The sequence below is a fragment of the Xanthobacter sp. NM-59 genome (assembly GCF_021401125.1).
In the GTDB taxonomy this organism is placed as follows: domain Bacteria; phylum Pseudomonadota; class Alphaproteobacteria; order Rhizobiales; family Xanthobacteraceae; genus Xanthobacter.
Window position 1 is genome coordinate 622,765 of record NZ_JACBFQ010000001.1, and the last position, 25,910, is coordinate 648,674.

General features: G+C 66.7%; 24 protein-coding genes, 1 tRNA gene and 1 pseudogene. 12 read left to right on the forward strand and 14 right to left on the reverse strand.

The genetic code is table 11. The features are described 5' to 3' along the window. Window positions 1-3: 3 nt before the first annotated feature. From L0966_RS02925 to hflX, 6 genes are all read left to right on the forward strand, one after another. Entirely contained in the window at window positions 4-1,371 is a 1,368-nt protein-coding gene (locus tag L0966_RS02925) for a sigma-54 dependent transcriptional regulator (RefSeq protein WP_234050341.1), read from the forward strand. Between the two features lie 168 nt (window positions 1,372-1,539). After that, on the forward strand, window positions 1,540-2,916 hold the full coding sequence (trkA, locus tag L0966_RS02930; RefSeq protein ID WP_234050342.1) for a Trk system potassium transporter TrkA: 1,377 nt from the start codon (window positions 1,540-1,542) through the stop codon (window positions 2,914-2,916). A gap of 183 nt (window positions 2,917-3,099) precedes the next feature. Continuing rightward, a complete protein-coding gene (locus tag L0966_RS02935) occupies window positions 3,100-4,512 on the forward strand; it encodes a hypothetical protein (RefSeq protein ID WP_234050343.1) in 1,413 nt (470 codons plus the stop codon). 51 nt (window positions 4,513-4,563) lie between these two features. Continuing rightward, the gene (locus tag L0966_RS02940) at window positions 4,564-5,424 is read left to right on the forward strand and encodes a D-amino-acid transaminase (protein WP_234050344.1); all 861 of its coding nucleotides are present in this window, start codon (window positions 4,564-4,566) and stop codon (window positions 5,422-5,424) included. 149 nt (window positions 5,425-5,573) lie between these two features. Beyond that, window positions 5,574-5,828, forward strand: a complete 255-nt coding sequence (gene hfq / locus L0966_RS02945; protein WP_234050345.1) for an RNA chaperone Hfq — start codon at window positions 5,574-5,576, stop codon at window positions 5,826-5,828. Between the two features lie 110 nt (window positions 5,829-5,938). Further along, window positions 5,939-7,348: a GTPase HflX gene (gene hflX / locus L0966_RS02950; protein WP_370640605.1), complete on the forward strand. Its 1,410-nt coding sequence runs from the start codon at window positions 5,939-5,941 to the stop codon at window positions 7,346-7,348. Window positions 7,349-7,380: 32 nt separating this feature from the next. Here hflX and mazG read toward each other — a convergent pair whose 3' ends face one another. After that, window positions 7,381-8,214 carry a nucleoside triphosphate pyrophosphohydrolase gene (gene mazG / locus L0966_RS02955; RefSeq protein ID WP_234050347.1) on the reverse strand — a complete coding sequence of 278 codons (834 nt, stop codon included), beginning with the start codon at window positions 8,212-8,214 and terminating at the stop codon, window positions 7,381-7,383. A gap of 88 nt (window positions 8,215-8,302) precedes the next feature. Between mazG and L0966_RS02960 the strand changes: the two genes are divergently transcribed. Then, the gene (locus tag L0966_RS02960; protein WP_234050348.1) at window positions 8,303-8,788 is read left to right on the forward strand and encodes an SAM-dependent methyltransferase; all 486 of its coding nucleotides are present in this window, start codon (window positions 8,303-8,305) and stop codon (window positions 8,786-8,788) included. 406 nt (window positions 8,789-9,194) lie between these two features. On the opposite strand, the gene L0966_RS02965 is transcribed toward L0966_RS02960, so the two are convergent. Together L0966_RS02965 and L0966_RS02970 are read right to left on the reverse strand one after the other, a co-directional pair. Then, on the reverse strand, window positions 9,195-10,226 hold the full coding sequence (locus L0966_RS02965) for an MBL fold metallo-hydrolase (protein ID WP_370644259.1): 1,032 nt from the start codon (window positions 10,224-10,226) through the stop codon (window positions 9,195-9,197). 67 nt (window positions 10,227-10,293) lie between these two features. Then, window positions 10,294-10,371: transfer RNA gene (locus tag L0966_RS02970), tRNA-Pro, on the reverse strand. Between the two features lie 248 nt (window positions 10,372-10,619). Between L0966_RS02970 and L0966_RS02975 the strand changes: the two genes are divergently transcribed. Next, window positions 10,620-10,973 carry a septal ring lytic transglycosylase RlpA family protein gene (locus L0966_RS02975; protein WP_234050350.1) on the forward strand — a complete coding sequence of 118 codons (354 nt, stop codon included), beginning with the start codon at window positions 10,620-10,622 and terminating at the stop codon, window positions 10,971-10,973. Between the two features lie 1,885 nt (window positions 10,974-12,858). On the opposite strand, the pseudogene L0966_RS02980 reads toward L0966_RS02975, so the two are convergent. From L0966_RS02980 to L0966_RS03005, 6 genes and pseudogenes are all read right to left on the reverse strand, one after another. Further along, window positions 12,859-13,131, reverse strand: a pseudogene (locus tag L0966_RS02980) (MerR family transcriptional regulator); the annotation flags it as partial. Between the two features lie 133 nt (window positions 13,132-13,264). Further along, the gene (locus L0966_RS02985) at window positions 13,265-13,582 is read right to left on the reverse strand and encodes an integration host factor subunit alpha (RefSeq protein WP_234050351.1); all 318 of its coding nucleotides are present in this window, start codon (window positions 13,580-13,582) and stop codon (window positions 13,265-13,267) included. 237 nt (window positions 13,583-13,819) lie between these two features. After that, window positions 13,820-14,794 (reverse strand): beta-ketoacyl-ACP synthase III, encoded by a 975-nt coding sequence (locus L0966_RS02990; RefSeq protein WP_234050352.1) that lies wholly within the window; start codon window positions 14,792-14,794, stop codon window positions 13,820-13,822. Next, the gene (gene plsX / locus L0966_RS02995) at window positions 14,791-15,855 is read right to left on the reverse strand and encodes a phosphate acyltransferase PlsX (RefSeq protein ID WP_234050353.1); all 1,065 of its coding nucleotides are present in this window, start codon (window positions 15,853-15,855) and stop codon (window positions 14,791-14,793) included. Before plsX ends, L0966_RS02990 begins: the two co-directional genes overlap by 4 nt. A gap of 269 nt (window positions 15,856-16,124) precedes the next feature. Beyond that, window positions 16,125-16,670 (reverse strand): DUF177 domain-containing protein, encoded by a 546-nt coding sequence (locus L0966_RS03000; RefSeq protein ID WP_234050354.1) that lies wholly within the window; start codon window positions 16,668-16,670, stop codon window positions 16,125-16,127. A 5-nt stretch (window positions 16,671-16,675) separates the two neighbouring features. Continuing rightward, window positions 16,676-17,263: a ubiquinol-cytochrome C chaperone family protein gene (locus tag L0966_RS03005; protein ID WP_234050355.1), complete on the reverse strand. Its 588-nt coding sequence runs from the start codon at window positions 17,261-17,263 to the stop codon at window positions 16,676-16,678. A 212-nt stretch (window positions 17,264-17,475) separates the two neighbouring features. Here L0966_RS03005 and L0966_RS03010 point away from each other — a divergent pair, with 212 nt between their 5' ends. Next, window positions 17,476-18,012, forward strand: a complete 537-nt coding sequence (locus L0966_RS03010; protein ID WP_370640635.1) for an outer membrane protein assembly factor BamE — start codon at window positions 17,476-17,478, stop codon at window positions 18,010-18,012. Window positions 18,013-18,110: 98 nt separating this feature from the next. Here L0966_RS03010 and tpiA read toward each other — a convergent pair whose 3' ends face one another. Then, complete coding sequence (gene tpiA, locus L0966_RS03015; protein WP_234050356.1) at window positions 18,111-18,869, reverse strand: triose-phosphate isomerase; 759 nt, start codon at window positions 18,867-18,869, stop codon at window positions 18,111-18,113. Between the two features lie 178 nt (window positions 18,870-19,047). Here tpiA and L0966_RS03020 point away from each other — a divergent pair, with 178 nt between their 5' ends. After that, window positions 19,048-20,940: a peptidylprolyl isomerase gene (locus L0966_RS03020; protein WP_234050357.1), complete on the forward strand. Its 1,893-nt coding sequence runs from the start codon at window positions 19,048-19,050 to the stop codon at window positions 20,938-20,940. A gap of 14 nt (window positions 20,941-20,954) precedes the next feature. After that, window positions 20,955-22,466 carry an anthranilate synthase component I gene (gene trpE / locus L0966_RS03025; RefSeq protein ID WP_234050358.1) on the forward strand — a complete coding sequence of 504 codons (1,512 nt, stop codon included), beginning with the start codon at window positions 20,955-20,957 and terminating at the stop codon, window positions 22,464-22,466. A gap of 169 nt (window positions 22,467-22,635) precedes the next feature. Here trpE and L0966_RS03030 read toward each other — a convergent pair whose 3' ends face one another. From L0966_RS03030 to L0966_RS03045, 4 genes are read right to left on the reverse strand one after another with little or no spacing between them, the layout of a single operon-like run. Beyond that, window positions 22,636-23,448: a molybdopterin-synthase adenylyltransferase MoeB gene (locus L0966_RS03030; protein WP_234050359.1), complete on the reverse strand. Its 813-nt coding sequence runs from the start codon at window positions 23,446-23,448 to the stop codon at window positions 22,636-22,638. 21 nt (window positions 23,449-23,469) lie between these two features. After that, window positions 23,470-24,087, reverse strand: a complete 618-nt coding sequence (locus L0966_RS03035; protein WP_234050360.1) for a DsbE family thiol:disulfide interchange protein — start codon at window positions 24,085-24,087, stop codon at window positions 23,470-23,472. Further along, window positions 24,084-24,287, reverse strand: coding sequence for a heme exporter protein CcmD (ccmD, locus tag L0966_RS03040; RefSeq protein WP_234050361.1), 204 nt, complete (start codon window positions 24,285-24,287; stop codon window positions 24,084-24,086). The genes L0966_RS03035 and ccmD overlap by 4 nt, the downstream gene beginning before the upstream one ends. Window positions 24,288-24,307: 20 nt before the next feature. Further along, window positions 24,308-25,039, reverse strand: coding sequence for a heme ABC transporter permease (locus L0966_RS03045; RefSeq protein WP_234050362.1), 732 nt, complete (start codon window positions 25,037-25,039; stop codon window positions 24,308-24,310). 416 nt (window positions 25,040-25,455) lie between these two features. Between L0966_RS03045 and L0966_RS03050 the strand changes: the two genes are divergently transcribed. Beyond that, a complete protein-coding gene (locus tag L0966_RS03050) occupies window positions 25,456-25,821 on the forward strand; it encodes a winged helix-turn-helix domain-containing protein (RefSeq protein ID WP_234050363.1) in 366 nt (121 codons plus the stop codon). The last annotated feature ends 89 nt before the right edge of the window (window positions 25,822-25,910 follow it).

Below are 25,910 nucleotides of genomic sequence, written 5' to 3' on the forward strand. Positions count from 1 at the left end.
GACATGGCCATGGACATCCTCATCGTCGACGACGAGGCCGACATCGGCGAGCTTGTCGCGGGTATCCTCGAGGACGAGGGCTATTCCGCCCGCACCGCTCGCGAGGCCGACGGCGCGCTCGCCGCCATCGCCACGCGGCGCCCGAACCTCATCTTCCTCGACATCTGGCTCCAGGGCAGCCGCCTGGATGGGCTGGAATTGCTCAATGAGATCAAGACACAGCATCCGGACGTTCCGGTGGTGATGATCTCCGGTCACGGCAATATCGAGACCGCCGTCGCCGCCATCAAGCGCGGCGCCTATGACTTCATCGAGAAGCCGTTCAATGCCGACCGGCTGGTGATGATCGCCGAACGGGCGCTGGAAACCCTGCGCCTGAAGCGCGAGCTGAAAGAGCTGAAGCAGCTGGCGCCCAATGCCCGCATGCTGGTGGGCCGCTCCAGCGCCGTGCAGCAGTTGAAGTCGACCATCGATCGCGTCGGCCCCACCAACAGCCGGATCCTCATCGTCGGGCCTTCCGGCTCGGGCAAGGAGCTTGCGGCGCGGATGATCCACGCTGCCTCGGCGCGGGCTCAGGGGCCGTTCGTGGTGCTGAATTCCGCATCCATCACCCCGGAGCGGCTGGAGTTCGAGCTGTTCGGCGTGGCCGAGGGGGAGGGCCGGGAGGCCAAGCGCGGCGCGCTGGAGGAGGCCCACGGCGGCACCCTGTTCCTGGACGAGATCGCCGACATGTCGCGCGAAACCCAGAACCGGGTGCTGCGCGTGCTGGTGGAGCAGAGCTTCACCCGCGTCGGTTCCAACGAGCGGCTGAGCGTCGACGTGCGCATCGTCTCTTCCACCGCCCGCAACCTGGAAGAGGAGATCGCCAAGGGGCATTTCCGCGAGGACCTCTACCACCGCCTGTCAGTGGTGCCGATCCGCGTGCCGCCGCTGGCGGAGCGGCGCGAGGATATTCCTGACCTGGTGGACTTCTTCGTCGACACCATCTCCCAGACCACCGGCATGCCGCGCCGCCCCATCGGCGAGGACGCGATGGCTGTGCTGCAGAGCCACGACTGGCCCGGCAATGTCCGCCAGCTGCGCAACAATGTGGAACGCCTGCTGATTCTCGCCGGCGGCGACCCCGAGGCCACCATCACCGCCGCCATGCTGCCACAGGACGTGGGCGCCCTCGTGCCCAGCCTGCCCAACGGCAATGGCGGCGAGCACCTCATGGGCCTGCCCCTGCGGGAGGCGCGCGAGGTGTTCGAGCGCGAATATCTGGCGGCTCAGATCAACCGCTTCGGCGGCAACATCTCGCGCACCGCGGAATTCGTGGGAATGGAGCGCTCCGCGCTGCACCGCAAGCTCAAGGCGCTGGGAGTCGGCTGAGCACCGCCGCCCCCTCTGGAAACCCGCGCCGCCGGACTCGTCATCGGCGCGGGAAACGCCTAGCTTCGGGCAGAATCGGGCGGGCGTGCGCCGCTGTCCCGCGTTGCGGCGCGGTAGCGAGGTGCGGGGATCTGGGGCCGGCCGGTTCCGGTAGGCGAGGGGAACTCCATGAGAGTCGTGATCTGCGGGGCAGGGCAGGTGGGGTTTGGCATCGCCGAGCGCCTCGCCGGGGAGCAGAACGATGTTTCGATCATCGATTCCGACGCCCGCCGCATCCAGTCCGTCACCGAGCAGCTCGATGTGCGCGGCGTTGTGGGCTGGGGCTCGCATCCGGACATCCTCGCCCGCGCCGGCATCGAGCAGGCGGACATGCTCATTGCCGTCACCTTGCATGATGAAGTGAACATGGTGGCCTGCCAGGTGGGCCACGCTTTGTTCAATGTGCCCACCAAGGTCGCCCGCATCCGCGCGCAGACTTACCTGCAGCCCGAATGGCGCGATCTGCTCTCGCGCGATCACCTGCCCATCGATGTGGTGATCTCGCCGGAAATCGAGGTGGGCGAGATGGTGCTGCGCCGGCTTTCCCTGCCCGGCGCCATCGACACGGTCAGCTTTGCTGACGGCGCCATCGTGGTGGTGGGCGTGCTGTGCGGCGAAGAGTGCCCCATCATCAACACGCCGCTCAACCAGCTCACCCAGCTCTTCCCCGATGTCCAGGCGACCATCGTGGCCGTGAGCCGCAAGGGCCGCACCATGGTTCCGCGCTCCACCGACCAGATGGAAGTGGGGGACGTCGCGTATTTCGTCTCCAAGGCGGACCAAGTGCAGCGCGCCCTCGCTTTGTTCGGCCATGACGAAGCGCCCGGCCAGCGCATCGTGGTCGCCGGCGGCGGCAATATCGGCTTCTACGTCGCCAGCGAGCTGGAGCGGCGTAATCCGGCGGCCCGCATCAAGGTGATCGAGAGCTCAAAGGACCGCGCCCAGAGCATTGCGGAGGTGCTCTCGCGCGCCGTGGTGCTGAACGGCGATGCGCTCGACCGGACCATCCTGGACGAGGCCGGCGTCGGCGAGGCGGACACCATGATCGCCCTCACCAATGACGACCGCATCAACATCCTGTCCTGCCTGCTGTCGAAGCAGATCGGAGCCAAGCGCATCCTGGCGCTGCTGAACGAGCAGGGCTATGCCGCCTTCGCCCGGGGCCTGGGCATCGATGCCCATGTGAATCCGCGCCAGATCACCGTTTCCAAGGTGCTCCAGCATGTGCGGCGCGGCCGCATCCGCGGTGTTCACGCCTTGCTCGACGGCACTGGCGAGATGATTGAGGCGGAGGCGCTGGAAACCTCGCCGCTGGTGGGCAAGACCCTGCGCGACCTCGACATGCTGGACGGGCTGCGCATCGGCGCCGTCGTCCGCGCGGGGCAGGTGATGCAGCCGCGGGGTGATTTCGTTGTCCGCGCCCATGACCGGGTCGTGCTCTTCGCCCTGGGCGATCGCATCAAGCGGGTGGAGCAGCTGTTCCGTGTGGCGCTCGAGTTCTTCTAGGGCGCTGGCCGAGCGGCTCCGCTGCGCGTGAGGCAGCCGTGCAAACCCGACCACCCCGAGCAGGCGGCATAACAGGCGGCATCACATGGGAACGAGAAACGCGCGAGAGGCATTTCGAGCGAACCGTATGCCGGTGGGTGTGAAGAAAACGCGTCGGCTCAATGCGCGAGAGGGTGCCGCATCATGATCAATGCGGCACGCCCGCTCGCCGCCGCGCTGGCCGCCATCGGCCTGCTGGCGCTCATTCCGGCACTGGTGGAGGCGCACGAGGGGGGCACCCATCTGGCGGTCTATCTGGCCACCAGCGGCTATTGCCTGTTCCTGGCGCTGATGGTGCGCTTCACCACCGATGGCTCGTCGCTGCAGCTGCGCCGCGCCCATGGGCTGGCGGGGCTCACCGTGCTGTGGGCGGTGCTGCCCCTGGCGGCCACACCGGCGGTGGCCGTTGTCTCCGGGCTTTCGCCTTTGGCGGCTTGGCTGGAAGCCGTTTCCGCCTTCACCACCACCGGCATCACGTCCCTGCGGCACGGACCGGAGAGCCTCTATGTCTGGCTCGCGCTGCTGCAATGGTGCGGCGGGCTGCTCACCGTTGTGTCGGTGGTCACGGTTCTGGCTCCGGCGGGCCTGGGCGGCCTGCCCGATCGCACGGCCACGGGCGGCGTTGCCCTCGATGCCCTCGACCTGCGGGCCGTGGCGCTGGATACGGCACCGCTCTACATCGCCCTGACGGGCCTTGCCCTGCTGGTGATGCTGATGGGCGGGCACAGCCTTTATGTCTCCTTCACCCTGGCCACCGCCGTGGCTTCCGCGGGGGCGCACCTGCCGCCGGAAGCCCAGCTCGCCTTGGCGCTGGAGGAGAGCCCCAAGTGGCTGCTGCTGCCCTTCCTGCTGTGGAGCGCCACATCGGTGCGCTGGCATCGCGCGCTCGTCTCGCGCCGCGTGCATGCCGCGCCGGAGCAGAAGGAAAGCCTCGTCATCCTGGCCTATTGGGCGGTGCTGGGCGTGGTGCTGGGCGTGGTTCTGTTCCGTGGTTCCAGCATGCCGGCGCTGACGGCGGTGCGCGACGGGCTGTTCACGGCCGCTTCCCTCATCTCCACCAGCGGCATTGGCCCCCATGACGGCACCTATGCGAACCTGCCCCTGGGGTTGGTGATTGCCGTCGTGCTGCTCGGCGGCGGTGCGCTGTCGGTCGCGGGCGGGCTGAAGATGCTGCGGCTGCGGGCCATGCTGCTGCGCGCGAGGGGGGATCTGTTGCGCCTCGTCTATCCCCATCTGGTGCAGCCGGCGTCGCTGGGCGAAGGCGGGGTCGGCTCGGCCATGCGCGGGGTGTGGGTGGGCGCCGCCACCCTGTTCGCCGTCTATGGTCTGCTGATTATCGCCCTGGCCCCCGGCCTGCCCAGCTTCGATGCCGCCCTTGCGGCCGGCGCCGCCGTCATCAGCAATACCGGGCCGGTTTACGACGCCGGCGGCAGCTGGCCCCCATTGGGGAGCCTGCCCACCGCGTCGGTTCTGGTCGCTGGCTTGGGCATGATCGCCGGGCGCCTTGAGGTGATCGGCTTTTTCGTCATGCTGCATCTCGCCGTGTGGCGCACCTGAGGGCTCGGATTTCCGCTATAAGTCCCGCAACTTGATCGTCCGGGTTGGTTCATGTCCCGCATTGCCTATGTCAACGGCCGCTATGTGCCTCACCAAGATGCCTCCATCCATGTGGAGGATCGCGGCTATCAGTTCGCCGACGGCGTCTATGAGGTCTGCGAGGTGCGCGGCGGCCACCTCATCGACGAGCGGCGCCATCTCGATCGCCTGGATCGTTCCCTGAGCGAGCTGCGCATTGCCGCTCCCATGAGCCGTGCGGCGCTTTCGCTCGTGCTGCACGAGACCGTTCGGCGCAACGGCGTTGTGAACGGCATGGTCTATCTTCAGGTGACCCGCGGCGTCGCCCGGCGCGACCACGTCTTTCCCGCGCCGCAGACCCCACCGAGCGTGGTGGTAACGGCCCGCCGCTCGGACTTCGCGAGCCAGGAGACCCTTGCCGCGTCGGGCGTCAAGGTCATCAGCGTGCCGGAAAATCGCTGGGCCCGCGTCGATATCAAGAGTGTCGGCCTGCTGCCTAACGTGCTCGCCAAGCAGGCCGCGAAGGAAGCGGGGGCCCGCGATGCCTGGTTTGTCGATGCCAGTGGCCATGTGACGGAGGGCGCCTCCACAAACGCCTGGATCGTCACGGCCGACGGCACCATCGTAACCCGCCCGGCGGAGGAGGGGATCCTGCGGGGAATCACCCGCACTGTGGTGATGGAGGAGGCGAGCGCCCTCGGCTACCGGCTGGAAGAGCGCCCCTTTACCCTGGCCGAGGCCCATGGCGCTGCGGAAGCTTTCATCACCGCCGCCTCGACGCTGGTGATGCCTGTCATCGCCATTGATGGGGAGCCCGTGGGGAGTGGTAAGCCGGGCCCGGTGGCCACCCTGCTCAGGCGAAAATTCCACGATTTCACTGAGTTTTCCCAGTGACTGCGGCGGTGTGCACGGTCGCTGCGCAGCAAAATAGTATTGCGCTGCCCTCGGTCTGTGCCATTGTAAGCTGATAACTCCCATGGATCATCGGGCAACGCATAATTGCATCGACCGTGGGTTCAACGCCGAAACAAATGGATACGAAAATGGCGGCGGAACGGACACAGAATCTGCAAGATACTTTTCTCAATCACGTCCGCAAAAATAAGACTCCCCTCACGATTTTCCTGGTGAATGGGGTGAAGTTGCAGGGCGTCGTCACTTGGTTTGATAATTTCTGCGTCCTGCTGCGGCGCGATGGTCATTCTCAGCTCGTCTACAAGCATGCGATTTCCACCATCATGCCCGGCCACCCGGTGCAATTGTTCGACCCGGCGGACGAGGGAACGGAAAAGGCCTGACCGACGTTGTACAAGGTCCGCCAAGGATGCGTTCCTGAGGTGCATCCCTCGGGTGCATCCCCGGCACCTGGAGCGGTGTTCCCGATGAGTGGCGTTCTTGAAAGGCGTTCATGACAGGCGTTCATGAGCAGAAAAAGAGGGGCGGGGAGCCCGCCCCCTCGACCGAGGTCAGTTCCTCCGGAGCTGGTGTGGATCGCCGGGCCCCGCCGACGCGGTGCGCGGTGATCACGCCCTACCAGACCCGGCGCGCCCTGCGCGGCGCCACGGAGCGGCGCGAGCCCCAGTCCCGGCTTGATGAAGCGGTGGGGCTTGCCGCCGCGATCGACAATCTCAGTGTCGTTTATTCAGGCCTCGTGCCTTTGTCCGAAATCCGCCCGGCCACCTATCTGGGAACCGGAAAGGTTGAGGAAATCGAGGGCGTGGTGAAGGCCGAGAGTGTCGATCTCGTCTTCTTCGATGCGGCCTTGAGCCCGGTTCAGCAGCGCAATCTGGAGCGTGCCTGGTCCACCAAGGTGGTGGACCGCACTGCCCTGATTCTGGAGATCTTCGGTCAGCGCGCCCGCACCAAGGAGGGCGCGTTGCAGGTGGAGCTTGCCCACCTCAATTACCAGCGCTCGCGGCTCGTGCGGTCGTGGACCCATCTGGAACGCCAACGCGGCGGCTTCGGCTTCCTGGGCGGCCCGGGTGAGACGCAGATCGAGGCGGACCGCCGGATCATCGGCGAGCGCATCGTGCGGATCGAGAAGGAGCTCCAGCAGGTCAAGCGCACGCGCGGCCTGCACCGCGCCAGCCGCAAGCGGGTGCCCTACCCCGTGGTGGCGCTGGTGGGTTATACCAATGCTGGGAAATCCACTCTTTTCAATCGTTTGACCCAGGCGGACGTGACCGCCCAGGACCTGCTGTTCGCGACCCTCGATCCCACTTTGCGGGCGGTCGACCTGCCGCACGGCACGCGGGTCATCCTCTCGGACACGGTGGGCTTCATCTCGGAGCTGCCGACCCAGCTCGTCGCCGCGTTCCGCGCGACTCTTGAAGAGGTCTTGGAAGCCGATCTCATCCTCCACGTGCGGGACATCTCCCACCCGGACACCGAGGCGCAGGCCGCGGACGTGGCCGATGTGCTGGCGGAGCTCGGCGTTGAGATCCAGCCCGGCGGCCGTGTCCTTGAGGTCTGGAACAAGATTGACCGCCTAGATCCGGACGCCCGCGAAGCCGTGCTCAACAGCGCGCGGCGCATGGCAGAAGCGGATGCGGCCGTTGTGGTCTCCGCCCTGAGCGGGGAGGGGATGACCGACCTGCTCGATGTGGTGGAGCGGCGGATCACCGCCGGGCGGGCCACCCTTGCCGTCACGCTTCCTGCGGAAGACGGCGAAGGCATGGGCTGGCTCTATCGCCACGGTGAGGTGCTGGAACGCAACCTGAGCGCGGATGGCGCCATGCAGGTGAAGATCCGTGTCGCACCGGAAAAGGCCGGCCTGGTGAAGCGGCGCTTCGGCAGCCGCAGCGTCCACGGCGCCTAGACAAGCGAGCCTGTGCTGCCTCCAGGGGCGGCTTAAGCCGCCCCTCGCTCCTTTTGCTTGGCGTCTTCCCAAAGGGCTTCCATGCGCGGGAGATCGGCGTCACTGGGCGTCATCCCGTCCAGCGCCAGCTTGCTCTCGATATGACGGAAGCGACGGGCGAATTTCTCATTCGTTCCGCGCAGGGCACTTTCCGGATCGACACCGGCATGGCGCGCCAGATTGGTCACGGCGAACAGCAGGTCGCCGATTTCATCGCGCACGGCGTCCAGGCCCCCCTGGTCGAGGGCTTCGGACACCTCGTCTGCCTCCTCCCGGATCTTGGCCAGCACCTGGCGGGCGTCATCCCAGTCAAACCCTACGCGAGCCGCTTTTTCCTGCAGCTTCAAGGCGCGGGTGAGGGCAGGCAAGGGCAGGGGGACGCCGGACAGGGTCCCCGCATCCTCTTCTTCCGCCAGCCCGGCTGCCGCGCGCCGTTCCGCCCGCTCGGCCTTCTCTTCCGCTTTGATCTCACCCCACAGGGCCTTCACCCGTTCCGGCGAAAGGCTCCGCGCATCACCGAAAACATGGGGGTGCCGCCGGATGAGCTTCTGCGTGATGGCCTCCACCACGCCGCCGAAGTCGAAGGCGCCCTGCTCCTGCGCCAGGCGGGCGTGAAAGACCACCTGCAACAGCAGGTCTCCCAGCTCCTCCCGCAAATCCCCGAGATCATTGCGAGCGATGGCGTCCAGCACCTCATAGGCTTCTTCGATGGTGTAAGGCGCCACGGTCGCGAAGGACTGCTCCAGGTCCCACGGGCAGCCCGTCTCGGGGGTCCGCAGCGCCGCCATGATCTCAATCAGGCGCGCAATGTCGCGGGATGGTTCCATCGGGTTCTCCTTGAAGCACTTGCGCCGCACTTTAAGCTCCCAAGCGCGGGGAAGCGAAGCCGTTTCCCACGCCAAACCGGAGCGCGCCATGGCCATTGAGGACACCGAAGACCCCGCAATGGCTGGAGGCATGCGCGCCGGGGAGCTCCGCATTGATCTGCCCGGCGGGTTCGACGCACAGATCTATTTCATTGGACGCATCCGCACGCCGTGGAGCCTCCGCGCGGAATGCCCCCGGCAGGGCGACTCCGTTTCCGGGCCAATCTGCACCATCGAGGTCGATCCGCGCTGGCGGGACGCCCTCAAGGGCATCGAAGGCAATGAACGGCTCCAGATCCTATACTGGATGGGGCAGGCGCGGCGTGACCTGGTTCTCCAGACCCCACGGGGCCAGCCGCCGATCGGCACCTTCGCCTTGCGCTCCCCGGCACGACCGAACCCCATCGCCTCATCCTTCGTTTCGCTACTCAAGATCGATCAGCTCACGCTTACCGTGCGCGGACTTGATTGCGTGGACGGAACCGCGTTGGTGGATATTAAGCCTGTATATCCACGCAGCGGATCCGTGGGTTAGCGCTGCTGATAAGGCCGCGGACGGGGACTGCAAGGGCAGGGCGGGGAGCCTCGTCCCAGCCCCAGTCCCATGGCGCCTCCGCCCACCAGGCAGGTAGAGCCGCTCCGCGCCACCGCTTGCCGGATAGCTCTGTCGTCCGGTCGCGACACCTGAAGGGTCCTGCGGACACGGTAAATTAATACAACAAGCGCACGCTGTGGAAGCTCACGGTATGAGTCGCAGAAGAGATATTATGGAATATAAATAGTCGATATCCGTTTCCCTGACCGCCCGAGTGACCATCGCCGCTGCCACCCCGAGTATCAAGGACATCCGCGCGCATTCACAAAATTATCTTTTAAAAACAATCTGATATAGATGACATTAGAAGCATCAGGCGAATCGTCGCCGTGTTGCGATGGCCGGTTCAGGGCGTCTCGCCCTGCTCTACCGCAAGCCGGTTCTGGCGCCCGGCCGGCACCGTGAAGGTGAGGCCATCGAAGGCGGGCACGACGCCTTCCGGAAGAACTCCTGCCAGGGTCCGGTAGTCGAGGTCCGTGTGAAGATCCGTCAGAATGGCGCGTCGCGGCGTGAGCGCCTGGATGTGGCTCAGGGCCTCCGCCACCGTGAAATGCGACGGATGGGGATGCTCGCGCAGGGCATCGACGATCCAAACGTCCAAATGCCGCAACCGGCTCATGGAGCTTTCCGGTAGCCCGTTGACGTCGCTCGAATAGGCCACACCCTCGAAGCGAAACCCGAATGAGTCGATCTCGCCATGATGCTGGCGAAACGGCAGAGCCACGATAGCGCCGCCAGGCCCATCGATGACGATCTCCCGCCCGTCCTCCAGGCGGTGCGCATTGAGAATGGGCGGATAGCCACTGCCCGGAGGCGTCTGGAAGCAATATCCAAAGCGCTTATGCAGCGCGCCGAGCGTGTCATCGTCGGCATAGATATCGATGCGCCGGCGGTGCTCGATGGCCAGCGGACGCAGATCATCGATGCCGTGTGTATGGTCCGCATGCGCGTGTGTGAACAGAACGCCGTCCAAGGCGCCCACATCAGCGGCCAGCAGTTGCTGGCGCAGATCGGGAGAGGTGTCCACCAGCACACGCGTGGTACCGCCCACGGTCAGGCGCTCCACGAGAATGGAGCAGCGCAGGCGTCGATTGCGCGGCTCCCGTGGATCACATGCCCCCCAGCCCTGGCCAACGCGAGGCACTCCGCCTGACGAGCCGCAGCCGAGAATTGTGACCCTGAGGGACGCGGGATAGGACATGGGCACCTCGCGAACGCGCAGATGATGCGCGTGCAGAACCGGATCCAACGGAATCCCGTCGGTGCACCATCTAAACCGGCTTTGCTGCCGGCTCAAACAAAGGGGAGACCCCTGCCCCGGAGCCTCGCGAATTGCAGCTGGCATGCAAGGCGTGCTCGACAAACATCCGGCAGCCATGTCCCAGGCGGCTCGCACGCGCCCTGGCGCGAATGCGCCAGAAACTTCCAAGATGTCGAGATTGAAATGGTCGGAGCGAGAGGATTTGAACCTCCGACCCCTAGTCCCCCAGACTAGTGCGCTAACCGGGCTGCGCTACGCTCCGACGTGGGAGGATGCTTAGACCATCGTTTTGAGGACCACAAGCACCATTCGGCTTCTTCCCCCATTCATCCCCAGGCTTGGAAAGAAGTCGCGGAAAATAAAGCCTAAACGCCACGAGCGGGGCTGTGAATATGGCGTAAATTGGGCAATTTCAGCCATTTCGCCTCATCCATGGCCCTGAGTCGGGACATTGTGAACACATTTCGCCGGCAAATGCGAACGGTCGTCAACCACAGGAAGACCGAGCGCATGAAGAAACGCGTGGTCCTGTCGTGCGCGGCCTTGAGCTTGCTGGCGCTTGCGCCGAGCCCGAGTCGCGCAGACAACTCCACCGGCATCGCCTCTTATTATTGGCAAGGCCAGCGCACCGCGAATGGAGAACGGTTCAACCCGGGCGAAATGACAGCCGCCCACCGGTCCCTTCCATTCGGAACCAAGGTGCGAGTCACCAACCTGCGAAATGGCAAAAGCGTTGTCGTGCGTATCAACGACCGCGGGCCGTATGTCCGGGGGCGCATCATCGATGTGTCCCGGGCGGCCGCCAGCCATCTCGGCTTTACCGGACGCGGGCTCACCCGCGTCAATCTGGCCGTCGTCGAATGAGATAGGCGTCGTCACGCGTTCCACAAGGGCCGGGCGGGGGGAATGCCCCTCCCCGGCCCTTTTAATTTTGGCCGGCGTCCGCCTTGGGCTCGACTGCGTCCCGCAAAAGGCGGCGGCATTCACCCAATTCATACAGCGCCGCCTGCAGGCGATTGATATCGTCCCGCGACAGTACGGGCTGCACCCCACCCTGCCCCGATGGGCGCGGCTGGTCGGTGCGCAGGTGCGGCGGCAGATAGGAATCGATGGGCTCAGGCGCGGGCGCCTCGAAGGGCTCACGTCCCTGCCAGAAGGCCGGATTTGGCGAGGCCGCCGCACGCGGGGCCACGCCGTGAGCGGAATTGGCCCAAGGGCCCATCCCCGCCGTGGGGGGCGCCAACGGTGCCGATGGGACATCCTCCTCAATGGGACCCGACAGCGGACCGACGCGGCGCGGCGGAGCCTCCGGTGCCGCAGGCGGCACGGCTGATCGCGGCGGCGACGCGGGAGCGGCCGGGGCGCGCGGAGCCGGAGCGTGCTGGGGCACCGCATGAGGTGTGCCGTGCAAATCCCTGCGCGTTGCGGAAGGAGATGTCATCGCGGCCTCGATGGGGCTTGAGGACGAAAGGCTCATACGCGGCGCCAAACCGGAGGCACTCGCCAAGGTTCCCATTCCCAGCCGCGCGGAAACAGGTGCGCTGACACGGAAGCCCGCCTGCGGGAAAGGGGCGTCGTCGCCCTCCTCGATCGCGCCGGGCTCGTCCTGCCAATCCTCCGCTTCGTCACCATGCTGCGGCGCGGACGCTCCATCGGCGAAGCGCGCTTTTTCGTCCTCAGGCTCCGGATACCACTCGTCGCCGTCCGTGGCATCGAACTCTTCGTCGAGGTCGTCGGGTGAATCATAGGCCGCATTGTCGGCCCAGGGCTCGGCCACTTGCTGAGGCGCGGTGGGCACGATCTGCTCATGCCAGGCGGCAAGGTCGCGCTGGGCGGCCGCTTCCGCGCGCGCCAGCTCCGGCCAGGCGGAAGGCGCAGCCGGGGCCGCGCCCCGCGGCTGGCGCTCAATGGGCGCCGGGGCGTGTTCAGGCTCGGGCGCCCCTTCGCCTGCGCGCCGGCGGAGCTTCGGTGGCAGATATTCCTCGGGCGGGCCCGCCTCACGTTCCTTCAGCCGGCGGATGCGTTCCTCGAGCGGGGCCTGGGCGGGTGGAGGCGCGTCCCGTTCCATGAACGGAAGCAAGGGGTCATCGAGCTCCTCAACCGGAGCGGTGGATACACGCGCGGCCGGCCCCCGCGTCGGCCGGCGCTGCATCACCGGTTCCGGGCGGACAGCCTGCGGCGGCGCGAAAGAGGGCGCGGCGTTGCCGGGCCCCATATCCTCGAATTCCTCAAACTCCGCAGGAGGTTCCGTGCGGCGACCGGTAGCTGCGCGGCGTTCCTTGCGCTCGGCGGCGGCACGCGCCGGCGATTCCGGCTCGTCCCACGACTCATCACGGCGTGCCCGCGGCGCGAAATCCTCGGTCAGGCGCGGCTCGCGATGGTGGCTTGGCTCGGTACGGAAATCGCGCTCCTCGAAATCGCGCTCTTCGTAGATCCGCTCTTCATAGGTGCCGGCGTCATAGCGCCGCTCGGCAAGACGCCGCTCGCGCGTGCGGCCGCGTGCCGCGAGGGGAGCCAGGGGTTCACCACGGTCATCCGCCAAGTCCCGATCCGCCTCGTCATCGGGAAAGGGAAGCGGCAGCTCGACGTCACGCGGCAGCTCGCCCAGGGCGGAATCATCGCTGTCCTTGTGCCTCCGGCGTGGCAAGAGCCCCAGCAGGCCACCGAACGTGACGCCATCCGACGCAGGCGCAGGCCGCTCCGGCGCGGCGGAGCGCATCACCGCCACGTCGCGCTCGACGCCGACATCCTGCACATGCCGAATCCCCTGTTCCTTCAGGATCTTCTGCACGCCTTTTATGGTGTAGCCTTCACGGTAGAGGAGCTGCTGGATACCGCGCAGCAGGTCGATATCCTCGGGCCGGTAGAAGCGCCGCCCGCCGGCCCGCTTCACGGGCTTGATTTGCGGAAAGCGCGTCTCCCAGAAGCGCAGCACGTGTTGCGGCAAGTGAAGGTCGTCGGCGACCTCACTGATGGTCCGGAAGGCGTCCGGATCCTTTTCCGTCTCGCGCGCGTCGCCCACCTTGCCTCACCCTTTGCCTGCCGGTCTCGCTCAGCAGCCGTGTTTCGGCCGAATCGAGCCCGCCTGCGTCTAGAATGCAGGAATCATATCGGCATCGGCATAACGCGAAAAGGTAAGGTGAAGTGTAAGGTTATCAATCCTCATCCGCCCCATCTGGGGTGGTGCCGTTGATGCGGTGCTTGAGGATGGAGGATGGCTTGAAAACCATCACCTTTCGGGGCTCGATGGGCACTTCCTCACCGGTCTTCGGGTTGCGCCCGATCCGCTCGCCCTTCTCCCGCACCACGAAGGACCCGAACGAGGAAAGCTTCACCGTTTCGCCCCGCGCGAGGCAATCGGCGATCTCTTTCAGCACCTGCTCCACCAAAGCGGCAGATTCGGTGCGCGAAAGCCCCACCTGTTGATAGACGGCCTCACACAGATCCGCCCGCGTCACTGTCCGACCAGCCATATGTTTCCCCGACCCCAGGAGAGCCCGCCGCCGAAGCTAGGGGCGATGCTCGACGGCTCCGGCTCTCAGATCCTACCGATTTCAACTCGATAAGGATTCACGATGATGACGGCGCGTTGTCCATCACCTCGCCACTCCAGGATATCCGAGTGCGACTGCCGACTAAGCCTAGCCGCGTGGTAGCGAAATGGTCAACGCAATTCACCCACGCAGCCCGCGTTCCGATGCCCGAAAATGTCACCAGCGCAGCAGCGCGGAACCCCAGGTGAAGCCACCGCCCATGGCCTCCAGCAGCACCAGCTGGCCACGCCGAATGCGCCCATCCCGCCAAGCCACGTCCAAGGCCAGGGGAATGGAGGCGGCGGAGGTATTACCATGGAGATCGACCGTGGTCACCACCTTCTCTGGCGCGATGCCGAGCTTCTGGGCGCTCGCGTCGATGATGCGGCGGTTGGCCTGGTGGGGCACGAACCAGTCGATGCTTTCGGCAGTCTCGCCCGTGGCGGCGAAGGCATCGGTGATCACGTCGGTAATCATGCCCACGGCGTGCTTGAATACCTCCCGCCCCTCCATGCGCAGATGCCCCACCGTGCCGGTGGAGGACGGGCCGCCGTCCACATAGAGCTTGTTGCGGTGGCGCCCGTCGGAGCGCAGATGGGTGGTGAGAACGCCCGCGCCGCGCGCGTCGTCCTCCTGAACGGCCTCGATCACCATGGCGCCGGCGCCGTCGCCGAACAGCACGCAGGTGCCCCGATCCTCCCAATCGAGAATGCGGGAGAACGTCTCCGCGCCAATCACCAAGGCGCGCTCAAACGCGCCCGTCTTCAGCAAGGCGTCGGCGGTCGCGAGGGCGAACACGAAGCCCGAGCACACCGCCTGGACGTCGAACGCGGCACCGCGCGTGATTCCGAGCTCGGCCTGCACGGTCACGGCCGTGGCCGGAAAGGTCTGGTCCGGCGTTGCCGTCGCAAGCACGATGAGGTCAATGTCGGAGGCCTTGAAGCCGGCGTCGGTCAAAGCCCGCCGCGCCGCCACCAGTGCGAGGTCCGAGGTGCACTCGCCCTCGGCGGCCACGTGGCGCTGACGGATGCCCGTGCGCTGGACGATCCATTCGTCGGACGTGTCGATCCGCTCCGAAAGCTCGGCATTGGTGACGACCCGCTCGGGCAGATAGGAGCCGATGCCCCGCGCGACAGACCTGATCCCGCTCACGATTGACCTTCCACCCCAACAGGCTGCGGCACCGGGGCGGCGGATGCCGCATGGCCGACGAGACTTTTTTCGATGCGCGCCAAAAGCTCGTAGCGCACCATGTCGTAGGCGACATCCACGGCGGAGGCGAAGCCTTCCGCATCGGTGCCGCCATGGCTTTTGATGACGATGCCGTTGAGGCCCAGGAAGACGCCGCCGTTGGAACGGCGCGGATCCATCTTTTCCTTGAGCGCCTGGAACGCATCGCGCGCGAACAGATAGCCGATTCGGGCCCGCAGGCTGCGGCCCATGGCCGCGCGCAGGTAGGAAGCCAGCTGCTTGGCGGTGCCTTCCGCGGTCTTCAGGGAGATGTTGCCGGCAAAACCCTCGGTCACCACCACATCCACGGTGCCGGCGCCGATGTCGTTGCCCTCCACGAAGCCGTGATAGTTCACGCCCCAGTCCTCGTCGCGCAGGATGCGCGCGGCTTCCTTCACCTCCTCGACACCCTTGATCTCCTCGACACCCACATTGAGCAGGCCCACCGAGGGGTTTTCAATGTCGAACAGCACCCGCGCCATGGCGGATCCCATCACCGCCATTTCCACGAGACTCTTGGAGGTGGCGCCGATGGAGGCGCCCACATCCAGAACCACGCTTTCACCGCGCAGGGTCGGCCAGATGCAGGCGATGGCGGGACGGCTGATGCCAGGCATGGTGCGCAGGTTGAAATTGGCCATGGCCATGAGCGCGCCAGTATTGCCGGCGGAGACGGCGGCATCCGCGTCCTTCACCTTCACGGCGTCGATGGCGCGCCACATGGAGGATTTGTAGCGGCCGCGCCGCAGTGCCTGGCTCGGCTTGTCGTCCATGCCCACGACGACCTCGGTGTGAACCACGCGGGAAGCGGCGGCGAGCTTGGGATGAGCTTCCAGCAGCTGCTTCAGGCGCGGCTCGTCGCCATAAAGGACATAGGTGATGTCGGGGTGGCGGCCGAGGGCGATCTCCGCACCTGAAAGAACCGTCTCCGGGCCATGGTCTCCCCCCATGGCGTCGAGAGCGATGCGGACGGATGCGGTCATCTTAGAAAGCGAGTCCCATTTTTGTTTCGTGCGTGCCGGACGGCCAGAAATGGCTCGGCGCAACCCCATTGAATGGCGCCGCAGGTGCCGCTCAATCTGAGTCTCAGCACCTTCATACCTTCATGCGAAGCGGATGACGACGGTTGGGTGAGCTGCCGCGCGCCGCGACGCGCCGCCGCGTCAGGGCCGGCGGACAATAGCGGCTCACGGCCGCAAGGCAAGGGTGCTCGGCACAGGCCGGCGGAAGGCGTGCGGGCGCGGGGGCGTCCTCACGCCTCGTCCTTCCCCTTCAGCCGGGCCAAAGCGGAGAACGGGGAGGCGGCAGCCGGGTCTTCCGCCGGTGCCTCGAACACCGCGCCAGGCTTGCGCGGATAAGGGTCCACGCCCAGCGCGAGGAATTCCGCCACGAGCGCGCCCAGGTCAATTGAGCCGTTGTCAATCTCATCCGGCGGATCGTAACTCTCGTCCTCTTCCGTCTCCGGTGGCCGGGCGGTGCCGGCGGGCACGAAATGCACGTCCAGAATTTCCTTCACCGGCGCCTCGAACGGTTCCAGCGTCACGCCGCAATCCTGCACCACCGAGGCATTGAGGCTGCCCGTCACATGCAGTCCCTCGGCGCCCTCGGGCGCGATGTGGAGCTGGGCGACGAAGGCCGGCACCGCAATGACGCCGAGGTGCCGGGCCAGCGCGGCGCGCTCGCGATCATTGGGCTCGAGGCGAAGGTCGAGCCCATGCGGAGGCACATCGGCCACGCTGAGCGGGCGGCGAAACGGCAGGTCGATCATCGGCGGCTCGGTCATGGGCTGTTCGGTCATGGTCTTCAGTCTCGCGTCGCCTTGGGAGCGGGCAGCTCGGGGGCGGGCAGTTCAAGTTCGCCCCGCGCCAGGGCATCAAACGAAGTGGCGGCCAGGCTGCGCGCGGTGGCGCGCACATAGCCGGCCAACGCGTGGGGAAGGTCGGCGGCGTCCTCCACCTCCAGGATGTTGCGCCCCAGGGCTTGCGCCAGCAAGATGTCGTCCTCGGCTGCCAGGGCCGCGTCATAGGCGGCGGCCCGGCCATAGAAGGCGCCGCCGATCTTCTTCATCTTCTTGGGCACCGAAAGATCGCCCACGCCCATTTCGCGCAGGGTTCGATCCATGTCGGAGGCGAAGGTATCGAACACCTCCTGGGAAAGCGCACGCTCGGCCTCGCTGCCGTCCTTCAGTCGGTGGCAGACGAGAATCGTGTGCAGAAGCACCATCTCGAAGCGGCCTTCGAGCGTGTCGGGTACACCGAAGTCGGTATAGAACACGGCTCGCCGTGACTGTGCCACGATCGCGCCATACAGGCGCTCGACGCTCTCGCGGTTTTTTGAGGGACGAAACAGTTTGAACATCGCGTCCTTGAACGGTCGGCCGGAATGCGCCAAAGGCCGCTCGGGCCCTCGGACGAGGGAAATGTCGCGAGCGGCGTAACGCGGCACCGGCGGTCGCGCAAGGCTCGTCCTCGCAGTTGGGACCGGCCGCAGCCGGACTGGCCTTCGGCCGGAACGGAAAAAGCATAACACGGGTGCTCGCACCCGTGTGGTATGTCCATCGGGCGGGGGCGCCGGCCACAGGCCTGGAGCTTCAAATTATGGGGATGCGTGTGGTGACACGGCACATCGGAAACTCGCAGCCGACGACGCAGAGGCTGGCGGAGGCGGCTCGTGAACGGCGCCCGGCAACGCTGCCCGCGGCGCTCGCCCTGCTCCTGGCCGCGACCTCCCTATCCGCCTGCGCGAATGTGGTGGGCGGAAGCGGCACCAGCGTTTCCGGCATCACCCGCACCTATCAGCGCGGCTATGTGCTGAGCGAAGGCGCGCTCGACCAGGTGCCCGTGGGGTCGAGTCAGGAGCAGGTTCTCCTCGTGCTCGGCACCCCCTCCACGGTCGCGACGCTGAACGGGCAGGTGTTCTATTACATCTCGCAGACCCAGAAGAAGGTAGCCTTCCTGAAGCCGGAAATTACCGAGCAGAAGGTGCTGGCCATCTATTTCGACAAGAACCAGCGTGTGGCCCGCATCGCCCAATATGGGCTCAAGGACGGCAAGGTGTTCGATTTCGTCTCTCAGACGACGCCCACCAGCGGCGAAGACCTCAGCCTGGTGCAGCAGCTCATCGGCCTTATCTCTTTCTGAGGCCTAGGGTTCAGCGGCGAGGGGTGCAGCGCCCCTCGCCTGGAGGCCTTCGCGCCCGGGCACGCCCCGCGCGCGAAGGGAACCTGCCCTTCGGCCGCTCACAAGGCAGCGCGGGCGATGGCCAGGAAGTCAGCCGCCTTCAGGCTGGCGCCGCCCACCAGCGCGCCATCGACATCGGGAACGGCGAGCAGGGTGGCCGCGTTATCGGGCTTCACCGAGCCGCCATAGAGCAGGCGCATGCCGTTCGCCTCGTCGCCGAATCGCTCCGCGAGCACGCCGCGAATGGTGCTGTGCACCTTGGCCACGTCCTCCACGGTGGGCGTGCGGCCGGTTCCGATGGCCCAGATGGGCTCATAGGCCACTACGATATTCTCGGCGGTCGCGCCCTCGGGGATGGACTGGCGAATCTGTCGCGTCACCACGGCCCGGGCCTCGCCCGCCTCGCGCTGGTCCAGGGTCTCGCCCACGCAGACCACCGGCAGCAGGCCGGCGCGCCAGGCGGCTTTCACCTTGGCGTTCACCACGGCATCCCCCTCACCATGATCCGCCCGCCGCTCGGAATGGCCGACGATGACGGCCACAGCCCCGGCGTCCTGCAGCATCTCGGCGGAAATGTCGCCGGTGTGGGCGCCCGAGGCGTTGTAGTGGCAATCCTGGCCACCGAGCATGATCGGGCTGCCGGCCACGTCCGCGGCGAAGCCGGCCAGCAGCGTCGCCGGCGGGCACACCAGAATGTCCGCCTTGGACTGAAAGGCCGGGTCGAGCCCCGCGAGGATCGCCCGCAGCTCGCTCTTGGCGGCGCGCAGGCCGTTCATCTTCCAGTTGCCGGCGATCAGACAGCGGCGTGTGGCAGACATGGGCATCTCCGAAGGGCTTTGTTGCAGTTCTGTTGTCGTGCCGTCACGTAGCAGAGGCCGCAAAAGCCCGCAAACGGGCGCAATTGCGTGCTGAAGCGACATTGCGGGGCCCCCTGCCCCTCCCTATGATGCGCCGCCTCCGCGCCGGCCTTGGCCGCGCCTAGCGAACGAATGGACGATGGTACTTCAGACTCTCCGCAAGGGTGCTTCCGGCTGGATCGCCAAGATCTTCCTCCTCCTGCTCACGCTCAGCTTCGTGGTCTGGGGCATCGCCGACGTGTTCCGCGGCTTCGGCGCGAGCACGGTCGCCACCGTGGGCGGCACGGACATACCCGCGGCCGATTACCGCAACGCCTTCCTGGAGCAGGTGCAGCGCATCGGCCGCAGCACGGGCAAGGGCCTGACCACCGAGCAGGCGCGTGCGTTCGGCCTCGACCGCCAGGTGCTCAACCAGATGATCGCCGACGCCACGCTCGACGAGCAGGCCCGTCGCCTGGGCCTCGCCGTGGGCGACGCGCAGATCGCCAAGGAAATCCAGAGCAACCCCAACTATCGCCGGCCGGGCGCCGACAGCTTCGAGCCCGCTTATTTCGACCAGTTGCTGCGGGCCAACGGCCTCACCGAGCAGCGGTTCGTGGCCAGCGAGAAGAAGCGCGCGCTGCGCGAGCAGGTAATCGACGCCTTGGGCGACGGCATCGTGGCGCCGAAGACCCTGCTTGACGCCCTGCACCGCTATGATGGCGAGCTGCGGAACGTCTCCTACATCCTGGTCACCGCCGGGGCTGCCGGCGCCCTGCCCGCCCCCACGGACGACCAGCTGCAGGCCTATTTCGAGGCCCACAAGGTGGCCTTCCGGGCGCCGGAATACCGCAAGGTTTCCGTGCTGGCGCTGACGCCGGTGGCGCTGACCGCCGGCATCACCATCACCGATGAGGAGGCCCGCGCCGCCTACGAGCGCGACATCGCCCACTTCGGCACGCCCGAACGGCGCGAGGTGCAGCAGATCGTGTTCGCCAAGCCCGAAGAGGCGGCCGAGGCGTCTGAAAAGATCAAGGCGGGCACCAGCTTCGCCGACATCGCCACCGCGCGCGGCCTGACCGCGAAGGACACCGATCTGGGCCTCGTCACCAAGTCCGCCATCATCGATCCGAAGATCGCCGAGGCCGCCTTCAGCTTGGCCGATGGCGCCACCAGCGGGCCCGTGCAGGGCCGATTCGGCGTCGCTCTGGTGCATGTGGCCAAGATCGAGCCCGGCACCACCCGCCCCTTCGACGAGGTGAAGGCGGAGCTGATGCAGGAGATGGCCCTTTCTAAGGCGCGCCGCGAGCTGCTGGACAAGCACGACGCGGTGGAGGACGAGCGCGCCTCCGGCGCTACCCTGGCAGAGACCGCCCAGAAGCTGGGCCTCAAGCTGCAGGTGTTCGACGCTGTCGACCGCTCCGGCCGCGATCCGAAGGGTGACGCCGTGGAGGTCCCCGGCGGGCTGGAGGTGGTCTCCGGCGCGTTCGAAGCCGCTCCGGGCGTTGAGACCGATACCGTTCAGCTGCCGCAGAACGGCGGCTTCATCTGGTATGAGACCAACGCCATCACCCCCTCTCGCGAGCGGACCTTCGACGAGGCCAAGGCGGCCGTGACCGCCCGCTGGACCGAGGACGAAACCGCCAAGGCCATCGAGGCCAAGGCCAAGGCTTTGCTGGCCAAGGCCGAATCGGGCACGCCCCTGGCGCAGGTGGCGGGCGAGGCGGAACTGCCCATCCAGATAGCCGACGCGCTGCGTCGCGGCCGGGCAGATGGTAACTTCTCGCCCGAGAGCCTCCAGGCCGTGTTCGACGCCAAGGACGGCGGATTCGGCGAGGCGCCTGCCGCCAAGGCGCCGGGCCGTATCGTGTTCCAGGTGACGAAGGTCATCGTGCCTCCGCCCACCGAAGCCGACGCCCGGGTGGCCCAGGACCTTTCCCGCCAGCTCCAGAATGATGTCCTGATGCAGTATCTCGGCGGGCTGCAAAAGCAGATCGGCGTTCAGATCAATCAGCGCGTCTATGCCCAGTCGGTGGGCGCGCAGACGAACTGAGCGGGAACAGAAAGATGAACGCACCTTCCGATTTTGATCTGTTCTCGTCCCGCTATCTCAAGGGCGAGCCGCAGGTGGTTTCCACCACCCTGGTGGCGGACCTGGAGACCCCCGTTTCCGCCTTTCTGAAGCTGGCGGGGGACATGCCCAACGCCTTCCTTCTGGAATCGGTGGAAGGCGGCCAGGCGCGCGGGCGCTATTCCATGATCGGCCTCAAGCCGGACCTGCTGTTCCGCGTGCGGGGCGACGTGGCGGAGATCAACCGCGCGCCGGAGGCGGACGAGAACGCCTTCGCCCCCTGCTCCGAACCGCCGCTGCAGGCCCTGCGCGCGCTGCTCGCCGAATCGGCCATCGACCTGCCGGAGGGGGCTCCCCCCATGGCGGCCGGCGTGTTCGGCTATCTCGGCTACGACATGGTGCGGCAGATGGAGCGCCTGCCAGCGGCCAAGCCGAACATCATGGGCGTGCCCGACGCGCTCCTGGTGCGCCCGACCATCATGGTGGTGTTCGATTCGGTGAAGGACGAGCTCACCGCCGTCACCCCTGTGCGCCCGAAGGCCGGGGTGTCGCCCCAGGCGGCCTACGAATCGGCGCTCGAGCGGCTCGATCACGTGGTGCGCGCGCTGGAGGGCCCGGTGGCCCACCCCGCGCCGCAGCCGTTCCACGGCGCCGTGGAGGCGAGCTCCAACACCACACCGACGGAATACCGCGCGATGGTGGAAACGGCGAAGGAATACATCCGCGCTGGCGACATCTTCCAGGTGGTGCTGTCTCAGCGCTTCGAGAGCCCCTTCACGCTGCCGCCGTTCGCGCTCTACCGGGCACTGCGCCGCGTCAATCCCGCGCCGTTCCTGGTCTATTTCAATTTTGCGGGCTTCGCCGTGGTGTGTTCCAGCCCGGAAATCCTGGTGCGACTGCAGGCCGGCAAGGTCACCATTCGCCCCATCGCCGGCACGCGCCGCCGTGGCGCCACGCTGGCAGAGGACGAGGCGCTGGCCACCGAGCTGCTCGCCGACCCGAAGGAGCGCTCCGAGCACCTCATGCTGCTGGACCTTGGCCGCAATGATGTGGGCCGGGTCTCCAAGGTGGGCACGGTCTCGGTGACCGACAGCTTCTTCATCGAGCGGTACAGCCAGGTGATGCACATCGTCTCCAACGTGGAAGGCGAGCTGGATCCCCGGTTCGACGCCCTCGATGCGCTGGCGGCGGGCTTTCCCGCGGGCACCGTCTCGGGTGCCCCCAAGGTTCGGGCGATGCAGATCATCGACGAGCTGGAGAAGGACAGCCGCGGCATCTATGCGGGCACCATCGGCTACTTCAGCGCCACTGGCGACATGGATACCTGCATCGTGCTGCGCACGGCGGTGGTGAAGGACGGCCGCATGTACGTGCAGGCCGGCGCCGGCATCGTCTACGACTCAGTTCCCGAAAGCGAGCAGCAGGAGTGCGTGAACAAGGCCAAGGCCCTGTTCCGCGCGGGCGAAGAGGCCGTGCGCTTCGCGGCCGGTGCCGGCAAGGGACAATAGCCAGCCAAGGAATTGGGCTGCTCCGGGTGCCGCCAGCCGGCGCCCGGAGGGGACGCCCGGCGGCCGATGACGCCCTATGCAATTATGCAAAATACGACTTAGTTCAATAGTTTACGCCAAACTCTTCACGCGCCACGCAAAGGCCGTCGGCCCCTAAAGTTACGCATTATTAGCCGGCTTTCAAATGGCTGGATAGATCCGTGATGGTAGGGTGCGCACCGGTGAGCGGATTGTCTGGATCCCAGCTGTAGGTCAGGGTTTCGAAGCGCATATCGGCGGCGTCGATCATGAGCAGCCGGCCCACCAGCCCCTCACCGAAACCGACGATGGCGCGGATGACCTCCAGCGCCGCGATGGAACCGGCCAGCCCCGCCATGGCGCCCAGAACCCCCGCCTCGGCGCACGCAGGGACGAGGCCCGGCGGCGGCGGTTCCGGAAACAGGCAGCGATAGGTGGGGTTCAAAACGCCGTCGGGGCGCCGCTCATGGGCGCGGATGGTGGTGACGGTGGCATCAAAAGTGCCCAGCGCCGCGGTCACCAGAGGCTTGCGCGCGAGCACGCAGGCGTCGGACACCAGATACCGCGTGGCGAAATTGTCCGAGCCATCCACCACCACGTCGGCGCCGGCCACAAGGCCGGGAGCATTGTGCGCGTCGAGACGCAGCGGGTACGCCTCCACCGCCACATGGGGGTTGAGGGCGGCGATGGCATCGCGCGCGCTATCGGTCTTCAGCCGCCCGATATCGTCCGTGCGATGGATGATCTGCCGCTGGAGATTGGAGAGGGACACCTCGTCATCGTCCACCACCATCAGACGTCCGACCCCGGCGGCAGCGAGATAGAGCAGCACCGGCGCGCCCAGCCCGCCGGCGCCGACCACCAGGACGCTCGCGCCCTTCAGCTTCTGCTGGCCCGGCCCGCCCACGTCGCGCAGCACGATATGGCGCGCATAGCGCTCGATTTCGTCAGCGGAAAAAACCATGGCCTGCCTCCGGCCCCCGCCTCACGAGGCCGGAGCCGAGAGCTTGGCGATGAGGGGCATCAGGGTGTTCGTCACCGTCTCCTGCGTCAGCGGGCCGACGAATTTGTGGACGATGACACCGTTGCGATCGAGGACGAAGGTTTCGGGCACGCCATACACGCCCCAGTCGATTGCCGCGCGCCCCTTCGGATCCACCCCCACGGCCGCATAAGGCAAGCCATACTGGCCCAGAAAACGGCGGGCATTGTCCGGTGCGTCCTTGTAGTTCAAGCCGACCAGGCGCAGCCGGGGATCTTTCGCGATCTCCATCAGCAGCGGGTGCTCCTCGCGGCAGGGCGCGCACCAGGAGGCCCAGACGTTCACCAGGGTCGGCTTGCCCTTCAGGTCGGCCACGTCGAAGCCAGGGACGGGCACGCCGGCCCGGTTGAGGCCGGCGAGAGGTTCCAGCACCACTTCCGGCGCCGCCCGCCCCACCAAAGCGGAGGGCACCCGCGAGGGGTCGCCACCGGTCTCCAGGCGGGAAAAGAACAGGGAGGCCAGCGCCAGGAACAGCACCAGCGGCAAGGCCACCAGCCACAGCCGCCGCTTTGGCGCGGCCGGCGGACGGGGCGCGGAAGAGGGGGCAGACCGTTCGCTCATTTCACTCTCACCACGGTGTCGCCCTCAGTCGCGGTCCGCGCGGGGGCTGCGGCACGCGCCCGCCGGCGCAGGCCGCGCGCTTCCAGCTCGCGCAGCATGCGCTGCTCGCGCCGATAGGAAAGAAGGATCCAGCCGGTCAGCAGGCCGAGACCCAGAAGAGAGACGCCGTAGGATGCGGCGATGAAGAGAAGATGGCTCATGGGCGGTCCTGCGGGCGAGCTTAGGCCAGGGCTTCGGCCGCGGCGCGCGCTTCCAGCGCCTGCACCCGGCGATGCAGGATTTCGGTGCGCATGCCCACCATGTGGAGCGTCACGAACATCAATGTGAAGCCCGCGGCGCAGGTCAGCAGCGGCCACAGCAGGCTCGAATCAATGGTCGACCCGCCCATGCGGAACACCGATGCGGGCTGATGCAGCGTGTTCCACCAGTCCACGGAGAATTTCACGATGGGCACGTTGATGAAGCCCACCAGCGTGAGCACGGCAGCGGCGCGACCGGCACGATTCGGATCCTCGATGGCGGCCCGCAGGGCCATCAGGCCCAGATAGAGCAGCAGCAGCACCAGCATGGAGGTGAGCCGCGCGTCCCAAACCCAGTAGGTGCCCCACATGGGCCGGCCCCAGAGCGAGCCGGTGATGAGACACAGCGCAGTGAAGGTGGCGCCGATGGGCGCGGCCGCCTTGTGGGCCACATCCGCCAGTGGATGGCGCCACACCAGGATGCCGATGGAGGACAATGCCATCATCGTGTAGCCGAACATGCCCAGCCACGCGAACGGCACGTGGATGTACATGATCTTCACCGTTTCGCCCTGCTGGTAATCCGGCGGGGCCTGGAAGGCCAGCCAGAAGCCGGCGGCGAGCACAAGCAGCGTCGCCGCCGCCAGATACGGCAGCAGACGGGCTGAGAAGCTCAGGAAGCGGACCGGGTTGGCAAGGTCGAGAAGCGGCATGAGAGACGTTCTAGAGCGCCTGCGGTCCGGAGGGAAGGTGGGGCCGCAATGGCGAGCGGTCGCAGCCCCTTGTCGCAGCCCCTTGTTACAGCTCCTGCCCCGGGCGGCCCCGCAAACGCGCACTTGACCATCGTTATATCTCAATGAATATATCGCGTGACATTCAACACGCCCCGCACGCAGCCCGGCTTCTGGTCGCGCGGATGGCGGAGCGGAATGAACTCCGTGGTGGGAGTACTCGACGAAAAAGTGCCGGGCGCGGGGCACCGTGCCCGGCACAGAACGCGAGGCTTCGCCGCGACGCGCCTCCGGCATCACGCCATGCCAGCATGGGAATAGCGACAAGCGTCATCGGCATTTGATAGACTGGCGCCGGGCCCGCCACCGGTGGTGAGCCCGGCGGGCGGGAAGGCACGATGGCTTCGCTGAGCGTGAGAATTGACCTGCGGCCCGGCAGTCGCATCGGCCCGGGAAAGATCGAGCTGTTGGAGAAGATTGCGGCTTTCGGCTCCATTTCCGCGGCCGGGCGGGCCATGAACATGTCCTACCGGCGGGCGTGGGAGCTGGTGGAGGAGATGAACAAGCTCTTCCCCACGCCGCTGGTTTCCGCCCGCACCGGCGGCAAGCACGGTGGCGGCACGGCCCTCACCCCGCTGGGGCTCGCGGTGGTCACGCGCTACCGCGCTATCGAGCAGGCGGCGACCGAGGCCGCCAGCCAGCACCTTTCGGCCCTCCAGGCGGAACTCTCCGCCCCCGCGCCGACGCCGGACACCCAGCCGTGAGGCCGCGCGCCGCGGGTCGGCACGGTCCTTTTCGTTTCAACGACATATGCGGCGCCTATCCTGAGCCTGGCGCCACATGCCGACGACGC